Source organism: Streptomyces sp. NPDC001339, from assembly GCF_042895955.1.
Lineage (GTDB): Bacteria > Actinomycetota > Actinomycetes > Streptomycetales > Streptomycetaceae > Streptomyces.
Map to the genome: position 1 here is coordinate 350,133 of NZ_JBIAWT010000002.1, position 15,458 is coordinate 365,590.

Consider the following 15,458-nt stretch of genomic DNA (forward strand, 5'->3'; position numbering starts at 1 on the left):
GTCCCCCTCCTCATGAGGACCCACTCAGGACCCACTCAGGACCCCCTGAGGATCCACTGAGGACCTACCGAGGACCCGTCTATGTACCAGCTCTTCTTCCGGCTCGTCTTCCGGCGCATGGACCCCGAGCGCGCCCACCACCTGGCCTTCCGCTGGATCCGCCGTGCCGCCCGCGTCCCCGTGCTCCGCACGTTCCTCGCGGCGCTGCTCGCCCCCCGCCACCGCGAACTGCGCACCGAGGCGCTCGGCCTGCGGATGCACGGCCCGTTCGGCCTGGCCGCCGGCTTCGACAAGAACGCCGCCGCGGTCGACGGGATGGCGATGCTCGGCTTCGACCACGTCGAGATCGGTACGGTCACCGGCGAGCCGCAGCCCGGCAACCCCAAGAAACGCCTCTTCCGGCTCGTACCGGACCGCGCGCTGATCAACCGCATGGGCTTCAACAACGAGGGCTCGGCCTCCGTCGCCGCCCGGCTGGCCGTCCGCAACCCGGTCTTCCGGACCGTCGTGGGCGTCAACATCGGCAAGACCAAGGTCGTCCCGGAGGCCGAGGCCGCCGCCGACTACGTGAAGTCCACCGAACGGCTGGCCCGGCACGCCGACTACCTGGTCGTGAACGTCTCGTCGCCGAACACCCCCGGCCTGCGCAACCTCCAGGCCACCGAGGCGCTGCGGCCGCTGCTCACCGCCGTCCGCGAGGCCGCCGACCGGACCGTCACCGACCGTCGCGTCCCGCTGCTGGTCAAGATCGCCCCCGACCTGGCCGACGAGGACGTGGACGCGGTCGCCGACCTCGCCGTCGAGCTCGGCCTGGACGGCATCATCGCCACCAACACCACCATCGCCCGCGAGGGCCTCGGCCTGGTCTCCGGCCCGGAGCTGACCGCCGAGACCGGCGGCCTGTCCGGCGCGCCCCTCAAGGAGCGCTCCCTGGAGGTGCTGCGCCGCCTCTACGCCCGTGTCGGCGACCGGATCACCCTGATCGGCGTGGGCGGCATCGAGACCGCCGAGGACGCCTGGCAGCGCATCCTGGCCGGCGCCACCCTCGTCCAGGGCTACAGCGCCTTCATCTACCAGGGGCCGTTCTGGTGCCGGACGATCCACCAGGGCCTCGCCGAGCGGCTGCGCGACAGCCCGTACGCCACCCTCGCCGACGCGGTCGGCGCCGAGCACCGGAAGGTGACCGCATGAGTCCCCTGGAGCCCTTCGGGGCGCGCCTGCGCCGCGCCATGGACGAGCGCGGCCCGCTCTGCGTCGGCATCGACCCGCACGCCTCGCTGCTGGCCGACTGGGGCCTGAACGACGACATCGCCGGCCTGGCCCGCTTCACCCGCACCGTCGTCGAGACGCTCGGCGAGCGGGTCGCGGTCTTCAAACCGCAGGCGGCGTTCTTCGAACGCTTCGGCTCGCGCGGCCTCGCCGTCCTGGAGACCGCCGTCGCCGAGGCCCGCGAGCGCGGTGCCCTGGTCGTGATGGACGCCAAGCGCGGGGACATCGGCTCGACCATGGCCGCCTACGCCGAAGCTTTCCTGCACCCGGACTCGCCGCTGTTCTCGGACGCCCTGACGGTCTCCCCGTACCTCGGCTACGGTTCCCTGCGGCCGGCCGTCGACCTGGCCCGGGAGAGCGGCGCCGGGCTGTTCGTCCTCGCCCTCACCTCCAACCCGGAGGGCGCGGAGGTGCAGCGGGCGGTGCGCGAGGACGGCCGGACCATCGGGGCGACCATGCTGGGCCACCTCACCGCCGAGAACGCCGGCGCCGAGCCGCTGGGCTCCTTCGGCGCGGTCGTCGGCGCCACGCTCGGCGATCTCTCCTCGTTCGACCTGGCGATCAACGGCCCGCTGCTGGCACCCGGCATCGGCGCCCAGGGCGCCACCCCCGCCGACCTCCCCACCGTCTTCGGGAACGCCGTGCGCAACGTCGTCCCGAGCGTCAGCCGGGGGGTGCTGCGGCACGGTCCGGACGCCGCGGGGCTCCGTTCCGCGGCGGACCGATTCACCGCCGAGGTGCGCACCGCGGTGGATCAAGCACCGTAAGGCGGGGCGTTTGGTCCCGAATTGTCCTGGTCAGCAGAGTCTGACCAGGACTTTTCCGCTGTTCTCGCTGACTCTGGCGCGATCGGCCGCTAGTCTCCGACGAGAGCACCGCGTGCAAGCGCGTTGCTCGTTGCTCCGCAGGTGTGGGGCGACTAGGTTCCACAACCGGTCCGTAATCCGACAGTTCGACATCCGAGGTGACGTAGGCGTGGCTCTTCCGCCCCTTACCCCTGAACAGCGCGCAGCCGCGCTCGAGAAGGCCGCCGCGGCTCGCCGGGAGCGCGCCGAGGTCAAGAATCGGCTCAAGCACTCCGGTGCCTCCCTGCACGAGGTCATCCAGCAGGGCCAGAAGAACGACGTCATCGGCAAGATGAAGGTCTCCGCCCTCCTGGAGTCCCTGCCGGGCGTCGGCAAGGTCCGCGCCAAGCAGATCATGGAGCGGCTGGGGATCTCCGAGAGCCGCCGCGTCCGGGGCCTCGGCTCCAACCAGATCGCGTCGCTGGAGAAGGAGTTCGGCAGCACCGGTTCCTGAATTTTCCGGCATCGCCGGGAAGCTGGAATAATCGCTGCATGAGTTCAGCAGTCTCCCGGGGGACGACCCCCGCGCCCCCGGCCAGACGACCGCGACTGACCGTGCTCTCCGGCCCCTCCGGGGTCGGCAAGAGCACGGTCGTCGCGCATATGCGCAAGGTCCACCCCGAGGTCTGGCTCTCGGTCTCGGCGACCACCCGCAAGCCGCGGCCCGGGGAGCGGCACGGCGTCCAGTACTTCTTCGTCGACGACGAGGAGTTCGACAAGCTCGTCGCCAACGGTGAGCTGCTCGAATGGGCCGAGTTCGCGGGCAACCGCTACGGCACGCCCCGCCAGGCGGTGCTGGACCGGCTGGACGCCGGCGAGCCCGTCCTGCTGGAGATCGACCTGCAGGGCGCCCGCCAGGTCCGGGAGTCCATGGACGACGCCCACCTGGTCTTCCTGGCCCCGCCGAGCTGGGAGGAGCTGGTCCGCCGGCTCACCGGCCGGGGCACGGAGGCGCCCGAGGTCATCGAGCGCCGCCTGGAGGCCGCCCGGGTCGAGCTGGCCGCGGAGAAGGAGTTCGATGTGACGCTCGTCAACACCTCCGTCGAGGACGTCAGCCGTGAGCTGCTAGCCTTGATGCTGCATCGATCTGGGGACGGGGACATCAGCGGCTGACGCAGGGATGTCCCCCGGCTCCCGGATCGCCGACGATCGACGCACCTCAGCGTTTCGTCGTGGGAACGCAATGATCGCAATTTCGTGGGATCGCAAGGATCGCAACCGGAAGGCAGAGAGTGTCCTCTTCCATCACCGCACCCGAGGGCATCATCAACCCGCCCATTGATGAGCTGCTCGAGGCCACCGACTCGAAGTACAGCCTTGTGATCTACGCCGCCAAGCGTGCGCGCCAGATCAACGCGTACTACTCGCAGCTCGGCGAGGGCCTGCTCGAGTACGTCGGCCCGCTCGTCGACACCCACGTCCACGAGAAGCCCCTCTCGATCTCGCTCCGCGAGATCAACGCGGGTCTGCTGACCTCCGAGTCCATCGAGGGCCCGGCTCACTGACCGGCACGGCATGCACCAAGGGCCCGGCGGAGCTTCCGCCGGGCCCTTGGTGTGTCATAGGGACAGGCGTGCCATCGGGGCACACCGGCGTACGGACCTGAGCTCGGGGAGCGGGGAAGCGATGGACAAGCGGGAACAGGAGCGGGAGCGGCGGCCCAGGGTCGTCCTGGGGGTCAGCGGCGGTATCGCCGCCTACAAGGCCTGCGAGCTGCTGCGCCGGCTGACCGAGTCCGGGCACGACGTACGGGTCGTCCCCACCGCCTCCGCCCTCCACTTCGTCGGCGAGGCGACCTGGTCGGCGCTGTCCGGCAACCCGGCCGGCACCGAGGTCTGGGAGTCCGTCCACGAGGTCCCGCACGTCCGCATCGGCCAGGCCGCCGACCTGGTGGTCGTGGCCCCCGCCACCGCCGACATCCTGGCAAAGGCCGCCCACGGCCTCGCCGACGACCTGCTGACCAACACCCTGCTCACCGCGCGCTGTCCGGTGGTCTTCGCCCCGGCGATGCACACCGAGATGTGGGAGCACCCGGCCACCCAGGAGAACGTCGCCACCCTGCGCCGCCGCGGCGCGTTCGTCGTCGAGCCCGCGGTCGGCCGGCTGACCGGCGCCGACACCGGCAAGGGGCGCTTCCCCGACCCGGTCGAGATCTTCGCGCTCTGCCGACGGGTCCTGGCGAGGGGAGCCGACGGCGCTTCCGCGCAGGACCTCGCCGGCCGTCATGTCGTGGTCACCGCCGGCGGCACCCGCGAGCCGCTGGACCCCGTGCGCTATCTGGGCAACCGCTCCTCCGGCAAGCAGGGCTACGCGCTCGCCGCCACCGCGGCCGCGCGCGGCGCCCGGGTCACCCTGATCGCGGGCAACACCGAGCTGCCCGACCCGGCCGGTGTGGACGTGGTCCCGGTCGGCACCGCGCGTCAGCTCCGTGAGGCCGTGCTGAAGGCCGCCGCGGACGCCGACGCGGTGGTCATGGCCGCGGCCGTCGCCGACTTCCGGCCCGCCGTCTACACCACCGGCAAGATCAAGAAGATCGACGGCCAGGAGCCCGAGCCGGTCATGCTGGTCCGGAATCCGGACATCCTCGCCGAGCTCTCCGCCGACCGGGCCCGCCCCGGGCAGGTCGTCGTGGGCTTCGCCGCCGAGACCGACGACGTGCTCGCCAACGGCCGGGCCAAACTCGCCCGCAAGGGCTGTGACCTGCTGGTCGTCAATGAGGTCGGTGAACACAAGGCGTTCGGCTCGGCCGAGAACGAGGCGGTCGTCCTGGCGGCCGACGGCACCGAGACCCCGGTCCCGTACGGCCCCAAGGAAGCGCTCGCCGACCGGGTCTGGGACCTGGTGGTGCCCCGAATGGCCGATACCCGTCCCTGAGCCCCGTCTCCCCGCGCCTTTTTCACCCTGTCGGCCCCGCAAAAGGCGGCGCGCCCCCTTGACCCCGTCCCATGATCAAGGTGATCGTCCTACCGTACTGCGTGGTGTCCCAGGTCACGGGGGGTCGATAAATCGAGACCATGTGCCCGAACGCCACAGACGACCGATAAACTGGCGAGTGGATCGGGCCGAGCGCAGCTCTCGGCCCTTCCGCCAATGATCAGCCAGCAGCCGCTGCAACCCCAGGGAGCGATGTGTCCCGCCGCCTGTTCACCTCGGAGTCCGTCACCGAGGGCCACCCCGACAAGATCGCTGACCAGATCAGCGACACCATCCTCGACGCGCTCCTCAAGGAGGACCCGACCTCCCGGGTCGCCGTCGAGACGCTGATCACCACCGGCCTGGTGCATGTGGCCGGTGAGGTGACGACCAAGGCGTACGCCGACATCCCCAACCTCGTCCGTAACAAGATCCTGGAGATCGGTTACGACTCGTCCAAGAAGGGCTTCGACGGCGCGTCCTGCGGCGTCTCGGTCTCCATCGGTGCGCAGTCCCCGGACATCGCCCAGGGTGTCGACACCGCGCACGAGTTCCGTGTCGAGGGTGCCGCCGCAGGTGAGGACGCGGACGAGCTGGACCGGCAGGGCGCCGGTGACCAGGGCCTGATGTTCGGCTACGCGTGCGATGAGACGCCGGAGCTGATGCCGCTCCCGATCAACCTCGCGCACCGGCTGTCCAAGCGCCTCTCCGAGGTCCGCAAGAACGGGACCATCCCCTACCTGCGCCCCGACGGCAAGACCCAGGTCACCATCGAGTACGACGGCCACAAGGCCGTCCGCCTCGACACCGTCGTGGTCTCGTCGCAGCACGCCTCCGACATCGACCTCGACTCCCTCCTCGCGCCCGACATCCGCGAGTTCGTCGTCGAGCACGTCCTCAACCAGCTCGTCGAGGACGGCATCAAGCTGGACACCGACGGCTACCGCCTGCTGGTCAACCCGACCGGACGCTTCGAGATCGGCGGCCCGATGGGCGACGCCGGCCTCACCGGCCGCAAGATCATCATCGACACCTACGGCGGTATGGCCCGCCACGGCGGCGGTGCCTTCTCCGGCAAGGACCCGTCCAAGGTCGACCGCTCGGCCGCCTACGCGATGCGCTGGGTCGCCAAGAACGTCGTCGCCGCCGGCCTCGCCTCGCGCTGCGAGGTCCAGGTCGCCTACGCCATCGGCAAGGCCGAGCCGGTCGGGCTCTTCGTCGAGACCTTCGGCACCAACGCCGTCGAGACCGACAAGATCGAGCAGGCCATCTCCGAGGTCTTCGACCTCCGTCCGGCCGCGATCATCCGCGACCTCGACCTGCTCCGCCCGATCTACGCCCAGACCGCCGCTTACGGCCACTTCGGCCGTGAGCTGGAGGACTTCACCTGGGAGCGCACCGACCGCGTGGACGCCCTGAAGAAGGCCGCGGGGCTGTAAGCCGCGTAAACCGCTGCCGTTTGATCCGACCCGGCCCCGGACCGTTCGACGGTCCGGGGCCGTGGGCTGTCCACAGCACCCCGTCGGCTGTCGGTCCCGTCTGCTAAGACTGATGCTGTGAGCAGGGAGAACGGGCGGGCGGAGGCATCGGAGGCCGGGGAGCAGCTGGCGCTGATCCGGGAGGCCGTGCGGGAGCGCAAGGAGGAGCGGGCCAGGCCGCGGACGTGGCGGGGGGCCGAGCTCGCGGCGGAGCTGCCGGTGGCGCGGGTGCTGGTGGACAAGGGACTGGTGCACCTGGACCGGTTCTTCGACTACGCCGTACCCGCGGCGATGGACGCCGAGGCGCAGCCCGGGGTGCGGGTGCGGGTGCGGTTCGGGGCCGGGGAGAAGGGGGGCCGGCGGGAAGGGGGAAAGCTGGTCAGCGGGTTCGTCGTGGAGCGGGCGGCACAGAGCGACTACCGGGGGGTGCTGGCGCCGATCGCGCAGGTGCTGTCGCCGGAACGGGTGCTGTCGCCGGAGCTGCTGGCGCTGTGCCGGGCGGTGGCGGACCGCTACGCGGGGACCCTGGCCGATGTGGTGCAGCTGGCGGTGCCGCCGCGCCGGGCGCGCGCCGAGGCCAAGCCGTCGCCCGCCCCCTTGCCGCCCAACGCGCCTCCTGAAGTGGGGAGTTGGTCACGTTACGGAGCCGGAGCCGGGTTCCTGGCGGCGCTGGCGCGGGGGGACGCGCCGCGGGCGGTGTGGACGGCGCTGCCGGGGCCGACCTGGCCGCAGGAGCTGGCGCGGGCGGCGGCCGCGGCGCTGGCGGGCGGCCGCGGAGCGCTGGTGGTGGTGCCGGACGGACGGGCCGCGGCGCGGGTCGACACGGCGCTCCGCGAGCTGATCGGAGAGGGCCGTCATGTGCTGCTGACCGCCGACGCCGGGCCCGAGGAGCGGTACCGGCGCTGGCTGGCGGTGAGCCGCGGCGCGGTGCGCGGGGTCGTCGGGACCCGGGCGGCGATGTTCGCGCCGGTCGCCGACCTCGGACTGGTGGCGCTGTGGGACGACGGCGACGCCAGCCACAGCGATCCGCACGCACCCCAGCCGCATGCCCGGGAAGTGCTCATCCAGCGGTCGGTGACCGAGCGGTCCGGGTTCCTGCTCGGCGGACTGGGCTGCACGGTCGAGGCGGCGCAGCTGGTCGAGTCGGGCTGGGCGCGCCCGCTGGCGGCGGACCGGGAACAGGTCCGGGCCGCCGCGCCGTTGGTCCGTACGGTCGGCGACGGCGACGAGGCCCGGGACGCCGCCGCGCGGGCCGCCCGGCTGCCGACCATGGCCTGGCAGCTGGTGCGGGACGCGCTCCGCAGCGGGCCGGTCCTGGTCCAGGTGCCGCGCCGTGGCTACGCACCCCGGCTGGCGTGTGAGCGGTGCCGTACGCCCGCCCGCTGCCGGGCCTGCGCCGGACCGCTCCAGGCGCCGGGGGCGGGTGAGTTGAGCTGTGTGTGGTGCGGACGGGCGGAGCCCGGCTGGCACTGCGGCGAGTGCGGCGGCGGGCGGCTGCGGGCCCAGGTCGTGGGCGCCCGGCGGACGGCGGAGGAGCTGGGCCGGGCGTTCCCGGCGGTCCCGGTGCGTACGTCCGGGCGCGACCACGTCCTGACGACGGTGCCCGCCGCGCCCGCCCTCGTGGTGAGCACCCCCGGAGCCGAGCCGGTGGCCGAGGGCGAGGGGTACGCGGCCGCGCTGCTGCTGGACGGCTGGGCGCTGCTAGGGCGGCCGGACCTGCGGGCCGGGGAGGAGGCGCTGCGTCGCTGGCTGGCCGCCGCCGCGCTGGTCCGGGGCCAGGCGGCGGGCGGCACGGTCGCGGTGATCGCGGAACCCACACTCCGTCCGGTGCAGGCGCTGGTGCGCTGGGATCCGGCGGGCCACGCGCTCCGCGAACTGGCCGAACGGGCCGAGCTGGGGTTCCCTCCGGTGTCCCGGATGGCCTCGGTGGCCGGCCGTGGCGAGGACGTGGCCGAGCTGTTGCGAACCGCCGAACTCCCGGCGGGAGCAGAGGTGCTGGGTCCGGTTCCGCTACCGGTCCCGGACCCCGGGCGACCGCGCCGCCCGGGTGATCCACCACCGGGCGAAGAGTGGGAACGCGCGCTCGTACGGGTCCGCCCCGGCCAGGGTGCGGCCCTCGCCGCGGCGCTCAAGGCGGCGCGCGTGGCCCGCCTGGTCAAGCGGGAGGGGGAGGCGGTACGGGTACGGATCGATCCGCTGGACCTGGGCTAGGGCCCGTCAGAAGGGCACTAGGGCCGGGCCAGGGCCTGTCCAGGGGCCTGCGCCGGAAGTCCGTCGTCTCCCCAAGGGGGGAGCGGGTCAGCCGTTGCGGGGGCCGGGGAAGGCGCCCGGGCGGGTCGGTTCGTCGCGGGACGCGCCCGAGGGCTGGGTGGGCATGGAGCGGGCGGCGGGGACGGACGGTGTGCCCGGCAGGCCCGAGGCCATCGTCACCGCGCGGGACGAGGCGGACGCCGGGGCCGCCGGAGGCTCCGCCGTCCGTACCGCCGACTCGCCGCCGCTGTCGGCAGCCGGCTGTGTGGTCGCCCTGCGGGCGCCGTAACGGCGGTGCACCGCCTGCTTGGTGACGCCGAGCGCCGAGCCCACCGCGTCCCACGAGAACCCCAGCGAGCGGTCGAAGTCGACCGCGGCGGTGACGAGGGTCTCGACGCTGTCCCGTAGCTCCTGGGCAAGACGCACGGTCGGCGCGGGCGCGCGTCCGTAGACGACGAAGCCCGCTGAGGGGCCCGTACGCCGCGGCCGGTAGACGTTGCCGAGCTGAGCGGTCAGCGTGCGCAGTGCGTCCACCTGCCGGCGGACCCGCTCGATGTCCCGCACCAGGAGATGCAGGCTGGCGCGCGCCTGGGCGTCGTGGGTTGCGTGGTCGGCCATGAGCAAGCCTCTCGAACCGGCGTGGAAAAGGTATCGGTGAAAGCGAGCGGGCCGCCAAAGCGGCCCGGTCGTAGGTCAATGCTGCTTGACCAACGCAACAGCAGCGGCTCTGGTCACGGTATGGGGGCGTACGAGCTTCCGTACGAGGCGCGGGAAATGTCGTACGCCCCCTGGGTGCACCGCCGCGGCCTGGGCCAAGGCCCCTAGACTGGTCCGTCGTTCCGCTGCGTGTGAGAGGTAGATCGCCACCCATGAGGCTTGTCTTCGCCGGCACCCCCGAGGTCGCCGTACCCGCCCTCGATGCCCTGATCGCCTCGGACCGGCACGAGGTCGTGGCCGTCGTGACCCGGCCCGACGCGCCCGCCGGGCGCGGCCGGCGGCTGGTCGCCAGCCCCGTCGCGGAGCGCGCCGAGGAGGCCGGCATCGAGGTGCTCAAGCCCGCCAGGCCGCGCGACGAGGACTTCCTCGACCGGCTGCGGGAGATCGCGCCGGACTGCTGCCCGGTGGTCGCCTACGGCGCGCTGCTGCCGAAGGCCGCGCTCGACATCCCCGCGAAGGGGTGGGTGAATCTGCACTTCTCGCTGCTGCCCGCCTGGCGCGGCGCGGCGCCCGTGCAGCACTCCGTGCTCGCGGGCGACGAGGTGACCGGAGCCTCGACCTTCCAGATCGAGGAGGGGCTGGACTCCGGCCCGGTCTATGGGGTGTTGACCGAGGAGGTCCGGCCGACGGACACCAGCGGCGATCTGCTCACCCGGCTGGCGTTCGCCGGCTCCGGGCTGCTCGTCGCGACGATGGACGGTATCGAGGACGGCACCCTCAAGGCCGTCCCGCAGCCGGCCGACGGCGTCACCCTCGCCCCGAAGATCGAGGTCGAGGACGCCAAGGTGGACTGGACGGCGCCGGCGCTCCGCGTCGACCGGCTGATCCGCGCCTGCGCGCCCGCGCCCGGCGCCTGGACACTCTTCCGCGGCGAGCGCCTCAAGCTGATGTCCGCCACCCCCGCCGCCGACCACACCGGACCCGGCCTCGCGCCCGGCGAACTGGCCGTCACGAAGAAGGCGGTGTACGTCGGTACGGGGAGCCACCCGGTCGAACCGCTCTGGGTCCAGCCGCAGGGCAAGAAGCCGATGAAGGCGGCGGACTGGGCCCGCGGCGTCCGCATCGCGGCGGGGGAGCGGCTGGGCGACTGACGACCGGCCCCAGGGCCCGCGTCTGGGCCCAGGGCCCGCGTCGGAAGTGCCGCCCGCTCGTCGCCGGTCCCCGCGCGCCGGTGTCTTCCGGCCCGCGTAGGCTGGGACGGAACCCCCCTCTCGTATCCGGAGCACCTTTTCTGTGAGCCAGCAGCCGCCCCGCCGTCACGGCACCCGTAAGCCCTATCGCCGCCCCAAGAAGGACCCGGTACGGATCCTCGCGTTCGAGGCGCTGCGGGCCGTCGACGAGCGGGACGCCTATGCGAATCTCGTTCTGCCGCCGCTGCTGCGCAAGGCGCGCGAGGGCGGCGACTTCGACGGCCGGGACGCCGCGCTCGCCACGGAGCTGGTGTACGGGTCGCTGCGGCGCCAGGGGACGTACGACGCGATCCTCGCGCAGTGCGTGGACCGGCCGTTGCGCGAGGTGGACCCGCCGGTCCTGGACGTGCTGACGCTCGGCGCGCACCAGCTGCTCGGTACCCGGATCCCGACGCACGCCGCGGTCAGCGCGACCGTCGAGCTGGCCCGGGTGGTACTGGGCGACGGGCGGGCCAAGTTCGTCAACGCGGTGCTGCGCAAGGTCGCGGCCGAGGACCTGGACGGCTGGCTGGCGCGGGTCGCGCCGGACTACGACGAGGACCCCGAGGAGCACCTCGGCATCGTGCACGCCCACCCCCGCTGGATCGTCTCGGCGCTGTGGGACGCCCTCGGCGGCGGCCGCGCCGGCATCGAGGACCTGCTGGCGGCGGACAACGAGCGCCCCGAGGTGACCCTGGTGGCGCGCCCCGGCCGGGCCACCGCGCAGGAGCTGCTGGCCGCGACCGGTGAGGAAGGCGCGCTGCCCGGCCGCTGGTCGCCGTACGCGGTGCGCCTCGCGGAGGGCGGTGAGCCCGGCGCGCTGGACGCGGTCCGTGAGGGGCGCGCCGGGGTCCAGGACGAGGGCAGCCAGCTGGTCGCGCTCGCGCTGGCCAACGCGCCCGTCGAGGGCCCGGACCGCACCTGGCTCGACGGCTGCGCGGGCCCCGGCGGCAAGGCGGCACTGCTGGCCGCCCTCGCGGCGGAGCGCGGTGCCGCGCTGCTGGCGTCCGAGAAGCAGCCGCACCGGGCGCGGCTGGTGGCGCGGGCACTGGCCGGCAACCCCGGCCCGTACGCGGTGATCGCCGCCGACGGCACCCGTCCCGCCTGGCGCCCTGCCGCCTTCGACCGGGTGCTGGTGGATGTGCCGTGCACCGGGCTGGGCGCGCTGCGCCGGCGGCCGGAGGCGCGCTGGCGCCGCCGCCCCGAGGACCTCGACGGCTTCGCCCCGCTCCAGCGCGCCCTGCTGCGGGAGGCGCTGGCCGCCGTACGGGTCGGCGGCGTGGTCGGCTATGCGACCTGCTCGCCGCACCCGGCCGAGACCCGGGCCGTGGTGGAGGACGTCATCAAGGGCCGCGGCGGCCCGGCGGTGGAGGTGGAGTGGGTCGACGCCCGGCCGCTGATGCCCGGCGTCCCGGCCCTCGGCGACGGACCGGACGTCCAGCTGTGGCCGCATCTGCACGGCACCGACGCGATGTATCTGGCCCTGCTGCGCCGCACCGGGTGAGGGCGGCCGGCGCCCCGCTTCCGTCCCGCGCCGACAGCGCCCCTGGTCCCGCGTCCGGGGGCGCCGGACCAGGGCGCCATACTGGTGGCATGGCCTTGATCAACCCCAGCATCCTGTCCGCGGACTTCGCCCGCCTCGCCGAGGAGGCGAAGGCCGTCGAGGGCGCCGACTGGCTCCACGTCGACGTCATGGACAACCACTTCGTCCCCAACCTCACGCTCGGCGTCCCGGTCGTCGAATCGCTGAGCAGGGCGACGGACACCCCGCTCGACCTGCATCTGATGATCGAGGACCCGGACCGCTGGGCGCCGCAGTACATCGAGGCCGGGGCCGGGTCGGTGACCTTCCACGCGGAGGCGGCGGCCGCGCCGGTGCGGCTGGCGCGGGAGATCCGGGCCAAGGGCGCGCGGGCGTCGATGGCGCTCAAGCCGGCCACGCCGATCGAGCCGTACGAGGACCTGCTGCCCGAGCTCGACATGCTGCTGATCATGACGGTGGAGCCCGGCTTCGGCGGCCAGGCGTTCCTGGACATCATGCTGCCCAAGATCCGCCGCACCCGTGAGCTGATCTCCCGGCACGGCCTGGAACTGTGGCTCCAGGTGGACGGCGGGGTCTCGGACGCCACCATCGAGCGGTGCGCCGAGGCGGGCGCCGATGTGTTCGTGGCCGGTTCCGCGGTCTACGGCGCGGACGACCCGGCCAAGGCGGTCCGCGAGCTTCGCGCGAAGGCCGAATCGGCGACCGCGGCGGCGGGCTGGGGCTGCGCGCACTGATCCCGGGAACCGGGGGGGCGGCGGTAGCCAGTGGAAACCCAGGGGCGGCGGGGTGGCCGGATCCGGCCACCGGCAGCTCCTTCGTGGCGGGGCCGTGCCACCGATCGTCCGTGGCGCCACTGAGTGTTCACGATCGTCGGGGCGCCGTTGGTCCCCGTTGCCCTCGGGTTTCTGAAAGGATGAGCAAAGACTCGATCAGGTGCGCAAAAGGGGAGAATTTCGTGGTAGCCAGCCGCCCGCAGTCGGGTATGGGCCCTGCCGAGCTGGTGCAGGCTGCGGCCATGGCCCGCCGTTTCTATCTCGAGGGCAAGTCGAAGATCCAGATCGCGGAGGAGTTCGGCGTCAGCCGGTTCAAGGTCGCGCGGGTGCTGGAGACGGCCCTGGAGCGTGATCTCGTACGGATCGAGATCCGGGTGCCCTCCGAACTGGACGCCGAGCGCTCCGACGCCCTGCGGGCCCGCTACGGCCTGCGGCACGCCGTGGTCGTCGAATCGCCCGCGGACGCTCCCCCCGCCTTCGGCGGCCAGACGCCGCCCGAGGACGCCGCCGACCCCGAGAACCTCGGTGAGGTCGCCGCCGACCTGCTCGGCGAACTGGTCACCGAGGGCGATGTGCTCGGGCTCGCCTGGGGCCGTTCGACCATCCACATGGCGGCCGCGCTGCACCGGCTGCCGCCCTGCACGGTCGTCCAGCTCACCGGGGTGTACGACGCCGGCACCGCCGACCGCGGCTCGGTCGAGGCGGTGCGCCGCGCCGCCGATGTCTCCGGAGGCGAGGCGCACCCGATCTACGCGCCGATGCTGCTGCCCGACCCGGCGACCGCCGAGGCGCTGCGCCGGCAGACCGGTATCGCCCGCGCCTTCGAGTACTTCGACAAGGTCACCGTCGCCTGTGTCTCCATCGGCTCCTGGGAGCCCGGCGTCTCGACCGTCTACGACATGCTGACGGAGGAGGAGCGGGAGCACTACGCCTCGCTGGGCGCCGCCGCCGAGATGTCCGCGCACCTCTTCGACGCCGAGGGCCGCCGGATCGGACGGGACCTGGGCGAGCGGTGCATCACCGTCGAGGCGGACCGGCTGCGTCGTATCCCCGAGGTCGTCGCCATCGCGGGCGGCCGGCGCAAGGCCGCGGCGATCGGCGCGGTGCTCCGCTCCGGCCTGGTGACGAGCCTGGTCACGGACACCGCGGCGGCCGATCACCTGCTGCTGGAGACCGGCCCCGGGCCGCGCCCCGCCCTGGACCGCGCGGACCCGGACGGATCGTGACGCCCGGCCGGCCGGGGCCGCCGGCCGGCCACCCCGGAGGCGCCCACCGGCGGGCAGCCGGTGCGGGCCTGTGACAGCATCGGCGCCATGAAGATCAGCTTTGCCCCGCGGCGTGCCGCCGCCGTCCTCGCCGCGCTGCTCGCCGGACTGCTCCTCGTCCTGAGCGGATGCGCCACCGGCGGTGCGGACAAGGGGAGTTCACCCCGGCCGCCGCGGGCCACCGCCTCCGGCGGCACCGTCGCGCCGGGCACCTCCGGCGTACCGGACTGGGCGCACGGCATACCGGTCGTCGAGGCCGGCCGGCTGCCCGTCCAGGCCCGGGACACCCTCCGGCTGATCGACGCCGGCGGGCCCTTCCCGTACCGGCAGGACGGGACCGTCTTCGGCAACCATGAGCGGCTGTTGCCCCGTCAGCCGCGCGGCTACTACCACGAGTACACGGTCCCCACGCCCGGCTCACGGGACCGCGGCGCCCGCCGCCTCGTCACCGGCAAGAGCCACGAGACCTACTACACCGACGACCACTACCGATCGTTCAGGGCGGTGCTGCGATGACGTTGCTGGTACTCGGCGGCCGGTGCGGGGTGCGGCCGGGGGTCCGGGGGGCGACCCCCGGGGGATGGGGCAGGGCGGTGCTGCGATGACGTTCCCGGTGTCCGGCAACGGCGGTGAGGTGCCCCGCCCGGTGCCCCGCCCGCTGGCCGCGGTGCTGGCCGGGCGTACGCCGCCGGGGGTGCTCACCTGGCCCGCGGACCGGCCCGTGGCGGATGCGCTGGAGGCCGCGCGGGAGGCCGGCTGGCGCGGCGCGGCCCTGGATCTGGCGGGGACGGCCGACAAGGCCGCGTTCATGGATCGGTGCGCCCGCTCGCTGCGGCTGCCGGACTGGTTCGGCCGCAACTGGGATGCGCTCGCCGACTGCCTGATGGACCTGTCCTGGTGCCCGGCCGGCCGCGGCCGGCTGCTGGTCGTCACGGGCTGGCAGGACTACGCGGCCGCCGCGCCCGACGACTGGAGCGTCGTGGAGTCCGTACTGGCCGACGCGGTGGGCTACTGGCGCGACACCGACACCGGACTGGTGGTGATCATGGCCAGGGGACGGGGCCGGCAAGGGACGTAGGGGGCATGCAAGGGATGTAGGGCACGCAAGGGGCGTAGGGCACGCAGGGGGCACAGCGCCGTCCGGAGGCCCGGCCCGCGCGCGGCCTTGGCGGATCGCACACATGGCCCCACGGCAGCTCGGACAATCGTATGAGCCCAGGTCAGGGCCCGTATCCT

The 15,458-nt window shown here is 73.5% G+C and carries 15 protein-coding genes; 14 read left to right on the top strand and 1 reads right to left on the bottom strand.

Going from position 1 to position 15,458, the window contains the following annotated elements:
* Positions 1-81 precede the first annotated feature (81 nt).
* The 8 genes from ACFY12_RS06805 (at position 82) to ACFY12_RS06840 (ending at position 8,716) form a co-directional block, all read left to right on the top strand.
* A complete protein-coding gene (locus tag ACFY12_RS06805) occupies positions 82-1,191 on the top strand; it encodes a quinone-dependent dihydroorotate dehydrogenase (protein WP_390714666.1) in 1,110 nt (369 codons plus the stop codon).
* Positions 1,188-2,036, top strand: coding sequence for an orotidine-5'-phosphate decarboxylase (gene pyrF, locus ACFY12_RS06810; protein ID WP_390714667.1), 849 nt, complete (start codon positions 1,188-1,190; stop codon positions 2,034-2,036). Before ACFY12_RS06805 ends, pyrF begins: the two co-directional genes overlap by 4 nt.
* Positions 2,037-2,244: 208 nt before the next feature.
* A complete protein-coding gene (locus ACFY12_RS06815) occupies positions 2,245-2,568 on the top strand; it encodes an integration host factor (protein WP_066927922.1) in 324 nt (107 codons plus the stop codon).
* Between the two features lie 38 nt (positions 2,569-2,606).
* Complete coding sequence (gene gmk, locus ACFY12_RS06820; RefSeq protein WP_390714668.1) at positions 2,607-3,227, top strand: guanylate kinase; 621 nt, start codon at positions 2,607-2,609, stop codon at positions 3,225-3,227.
* A 119-nt stretch (positions 3,228-3,346) separates the two neighbouring features.
* Positions 3,347-3,619, top strand: a complete 273-nt coding sequence (gene rpoZ / locus ACFY12_RS06825) for a DNA-directed RNA polymerase subunit omega (RefSeq protein ID WP_390714669.1) — start codon at positions 3,347-3,349, stop codon at positions 3,617-3,619.
* A 121-nt stretch (positions 3,620-3,740) separates the two neighbouring features.
* Positions 3,741-4,988: a bifunctional phosphopantothenoylcysteine decarboxylase/phosphopantothenate--cysteine ligase CoaBC gene (coaBC, locus tag ACFY12_RS06830; RefSeq protein WP_390714670.1), complete on the top strand. Its 1,248-nt coding sequence runs from the start codon at positions 3,741-3,743 to the stop codon at positions 4,986-4,988.
* Positions 4,989-5,242: 254 nt separating this feature from the next.
* Entirely contained in the window at positions 5,243-6,466 is a 1,224-nt protein-coding gene (metK, locus tag ACFY12_RS06835; protein WP_390714671.1) for a methionine adenosyltransferase, read from the top strand.
* 117 nt (positions 6,467-6,583) lie between these two features.
* On the top strand, positions 6,584-8,716 hold the full coding sequence (locus tag ACFY12_RS06840; protein ID WP_390714672.1) for a primosomal protein N': 2,133 nt from the start codon (positions 6,584-6,586) through the stop codon (positions 8,714-8,716).
* A gap of 87 nt (positions 8,717-8,803) precedes the next feature.
* Here the strand turns inward: ACFY12_RS06840 and ACFY12_RS06845 are convergent, their stop codons facing one another.
* Positions 8,804-9,373, bottom strand: a complete 570-nt coding sequence (locus tag ACFY12_RS06845; RefSeq protein WP_390714673.1) for a hypothetical protein — start codon at positions 9,371-9,373, stop codon at positions 8,804-8,806.
* A gap of 251 nt (positions 9,374-9,624) precedes the next feature.
* Between ACFY12_RS06845 and fmt the strand changes: the two genes are divergently transcribed.
* The 6 genes from fmt (at position 9,625) to ACFY12_RS06875 (ending at position 15,300) form a co-directional block, all read left to right on the top strand.
* Positions 9,625-10,563 (top strand): methionyl-tRNA formyltransferase, encoded by a 939-nt coding sequence (gene fmt / locus ACFY12_RS06850; protein WP_390714674.1) that lies wholly within the window; start codon positions 9,625-9,627, stop codon positions 10,561-10,563.
* A gap of 142 nt (positions 10,564-10,705) precedes the next feature.
* Positions 10,706-12,145: an RsmB/NOP family class I SAM-dependent RNA methyltransferase gene (locus ACFY12_RS06855; RefSeq protein WP_390714675.1), complete on the top strand. Its 1,440-nt coding sequence runs from the start codon at positions 10,706-10,708 to the stop codon at positions 12,143-12,145.
* A gap of 89 nt (positions 12,146-12,234) precedes the next feature.
* On the top strand, positions 12,235-12,918 hold the full coding sequence (gene rpe, locus ACFY12_RS06860) for a ribulose-phosphate 3-epimerase (protein ID WP_390714676.1): 684 nt from the start codon (positions 12,235-12,237) through the stop codon (positions 12,916-12,918).
* A gap of 248 nt (positions 12,919-13,166) precedes the next feature.
* Positions 13,167-14,183 carry a sugar-binding transcriptional regulator gene (locus tag ACFY12_RS06865; RefSeq protein ID WP_066927903.1) on the top strand — a complete coding sequence of 339 codons (1,017 nt, stop codon included), beginning with the start codon at positions 13,167-13,169 and terminating at the stop codon, positions 14,181-14,183.
* Positions 14,184-14,270: 87 nt separating this feature from the next.
* Positions 14,271-14,738, top strand: coding sequence for a ribonuclease domain-containing protein (locus ACFY12_RS06870; RefSeq protein WP_390714677.1), 468 nt, complete (start codon positions 14,271-14,273; stop codon positions 14,736-14,738).
* A gap of 85 nt (positions 14,739-14,823) precedes the next feature.
* Entirely contained in the window at positions 14,824-15,300 is a 477-nt protein-coding gene (locus ACFY12_RS06875; RefSeq protein WP_390714678.1) for a barstar family protein, read from the top strand.
* Positions 15,301-15,458: the final 158 nt, after the last annotated feature.

Excerpts from the sequence above, each read along its gene's own strand:
- ACFY12_RS06875 (WP_390714678.1), top strand. The coding sequence starts at position 14,824 with ATGACGTTCCCGGTGTCCGGCAACGGCGGTGAGGTGCCCCGCCCGGTG.
- gmk (WP_390714668.1), top strand. The coding sequence starts at position 2,607 with ATGAGTTCAGCAGTCTCCCGGGGGACGACCCCCGCGCCCCCGGCCAGA.
- ACFY12_RS06845 (WP_390714673.1), bottom strand. The coding sequence starts at position 9,373 with ATGGCCGACCACGCAACCCACGACGCCCAGGCGCGCGCCAGCCTGCAT.
- pyrF (WP_390714667.1), top strand. The coding sequence starts at position 1,188 with ATGAGTCCCCTGGAGCCCTTCGGGGCGCGCCTGCGCCGCGCCATGGAC.
- ACFY12_RS06870 (WP_390714677.1), top strand. The coding sequence starts at position 14,271 with ATGAAGATCAGCTTTGCCCCGCGGCGTGCCGCCGCCGTCCTCGCCGCG.
- ACFY12_RS06865 (WP_066927903.1), top strand. The coding sequence starts at position 13,167 with ATGGGCCCTGCCGAGCTGGTGCAGGCTGCGGCCATGGCCCGCCGTTTC.
- fmt (WP_390714674.1), top strand. The coding sequence starts at position 9,625 with ATGAGGCTTGTCTTCGCCGGCACCCCCGAGGTCGCCGTACCCGCCCTC.
- ACFY12_RS06805 (WP_390714666.1), top strand. The coding sequence starts at position 82 with ATGTACCAGCTCTTCTTCCGGCTCGTCTTCCGGCGCATGGACCCCGAG.
- coaBC (WP_390714670.1), top strand. The coding sequence starts at position 3,741 with ATGGACAAGCGGGAACAGGAGCGGGAGCGGCGGCCCAGGGTCGTCCTG.
- rpe (WP_390714676.1), top strand. The coding sequence starts at position 12,235 with ATGGCCTTGATCAACCCCAGCATCCTGTCCGCGGACTTCGCCCGCCTC.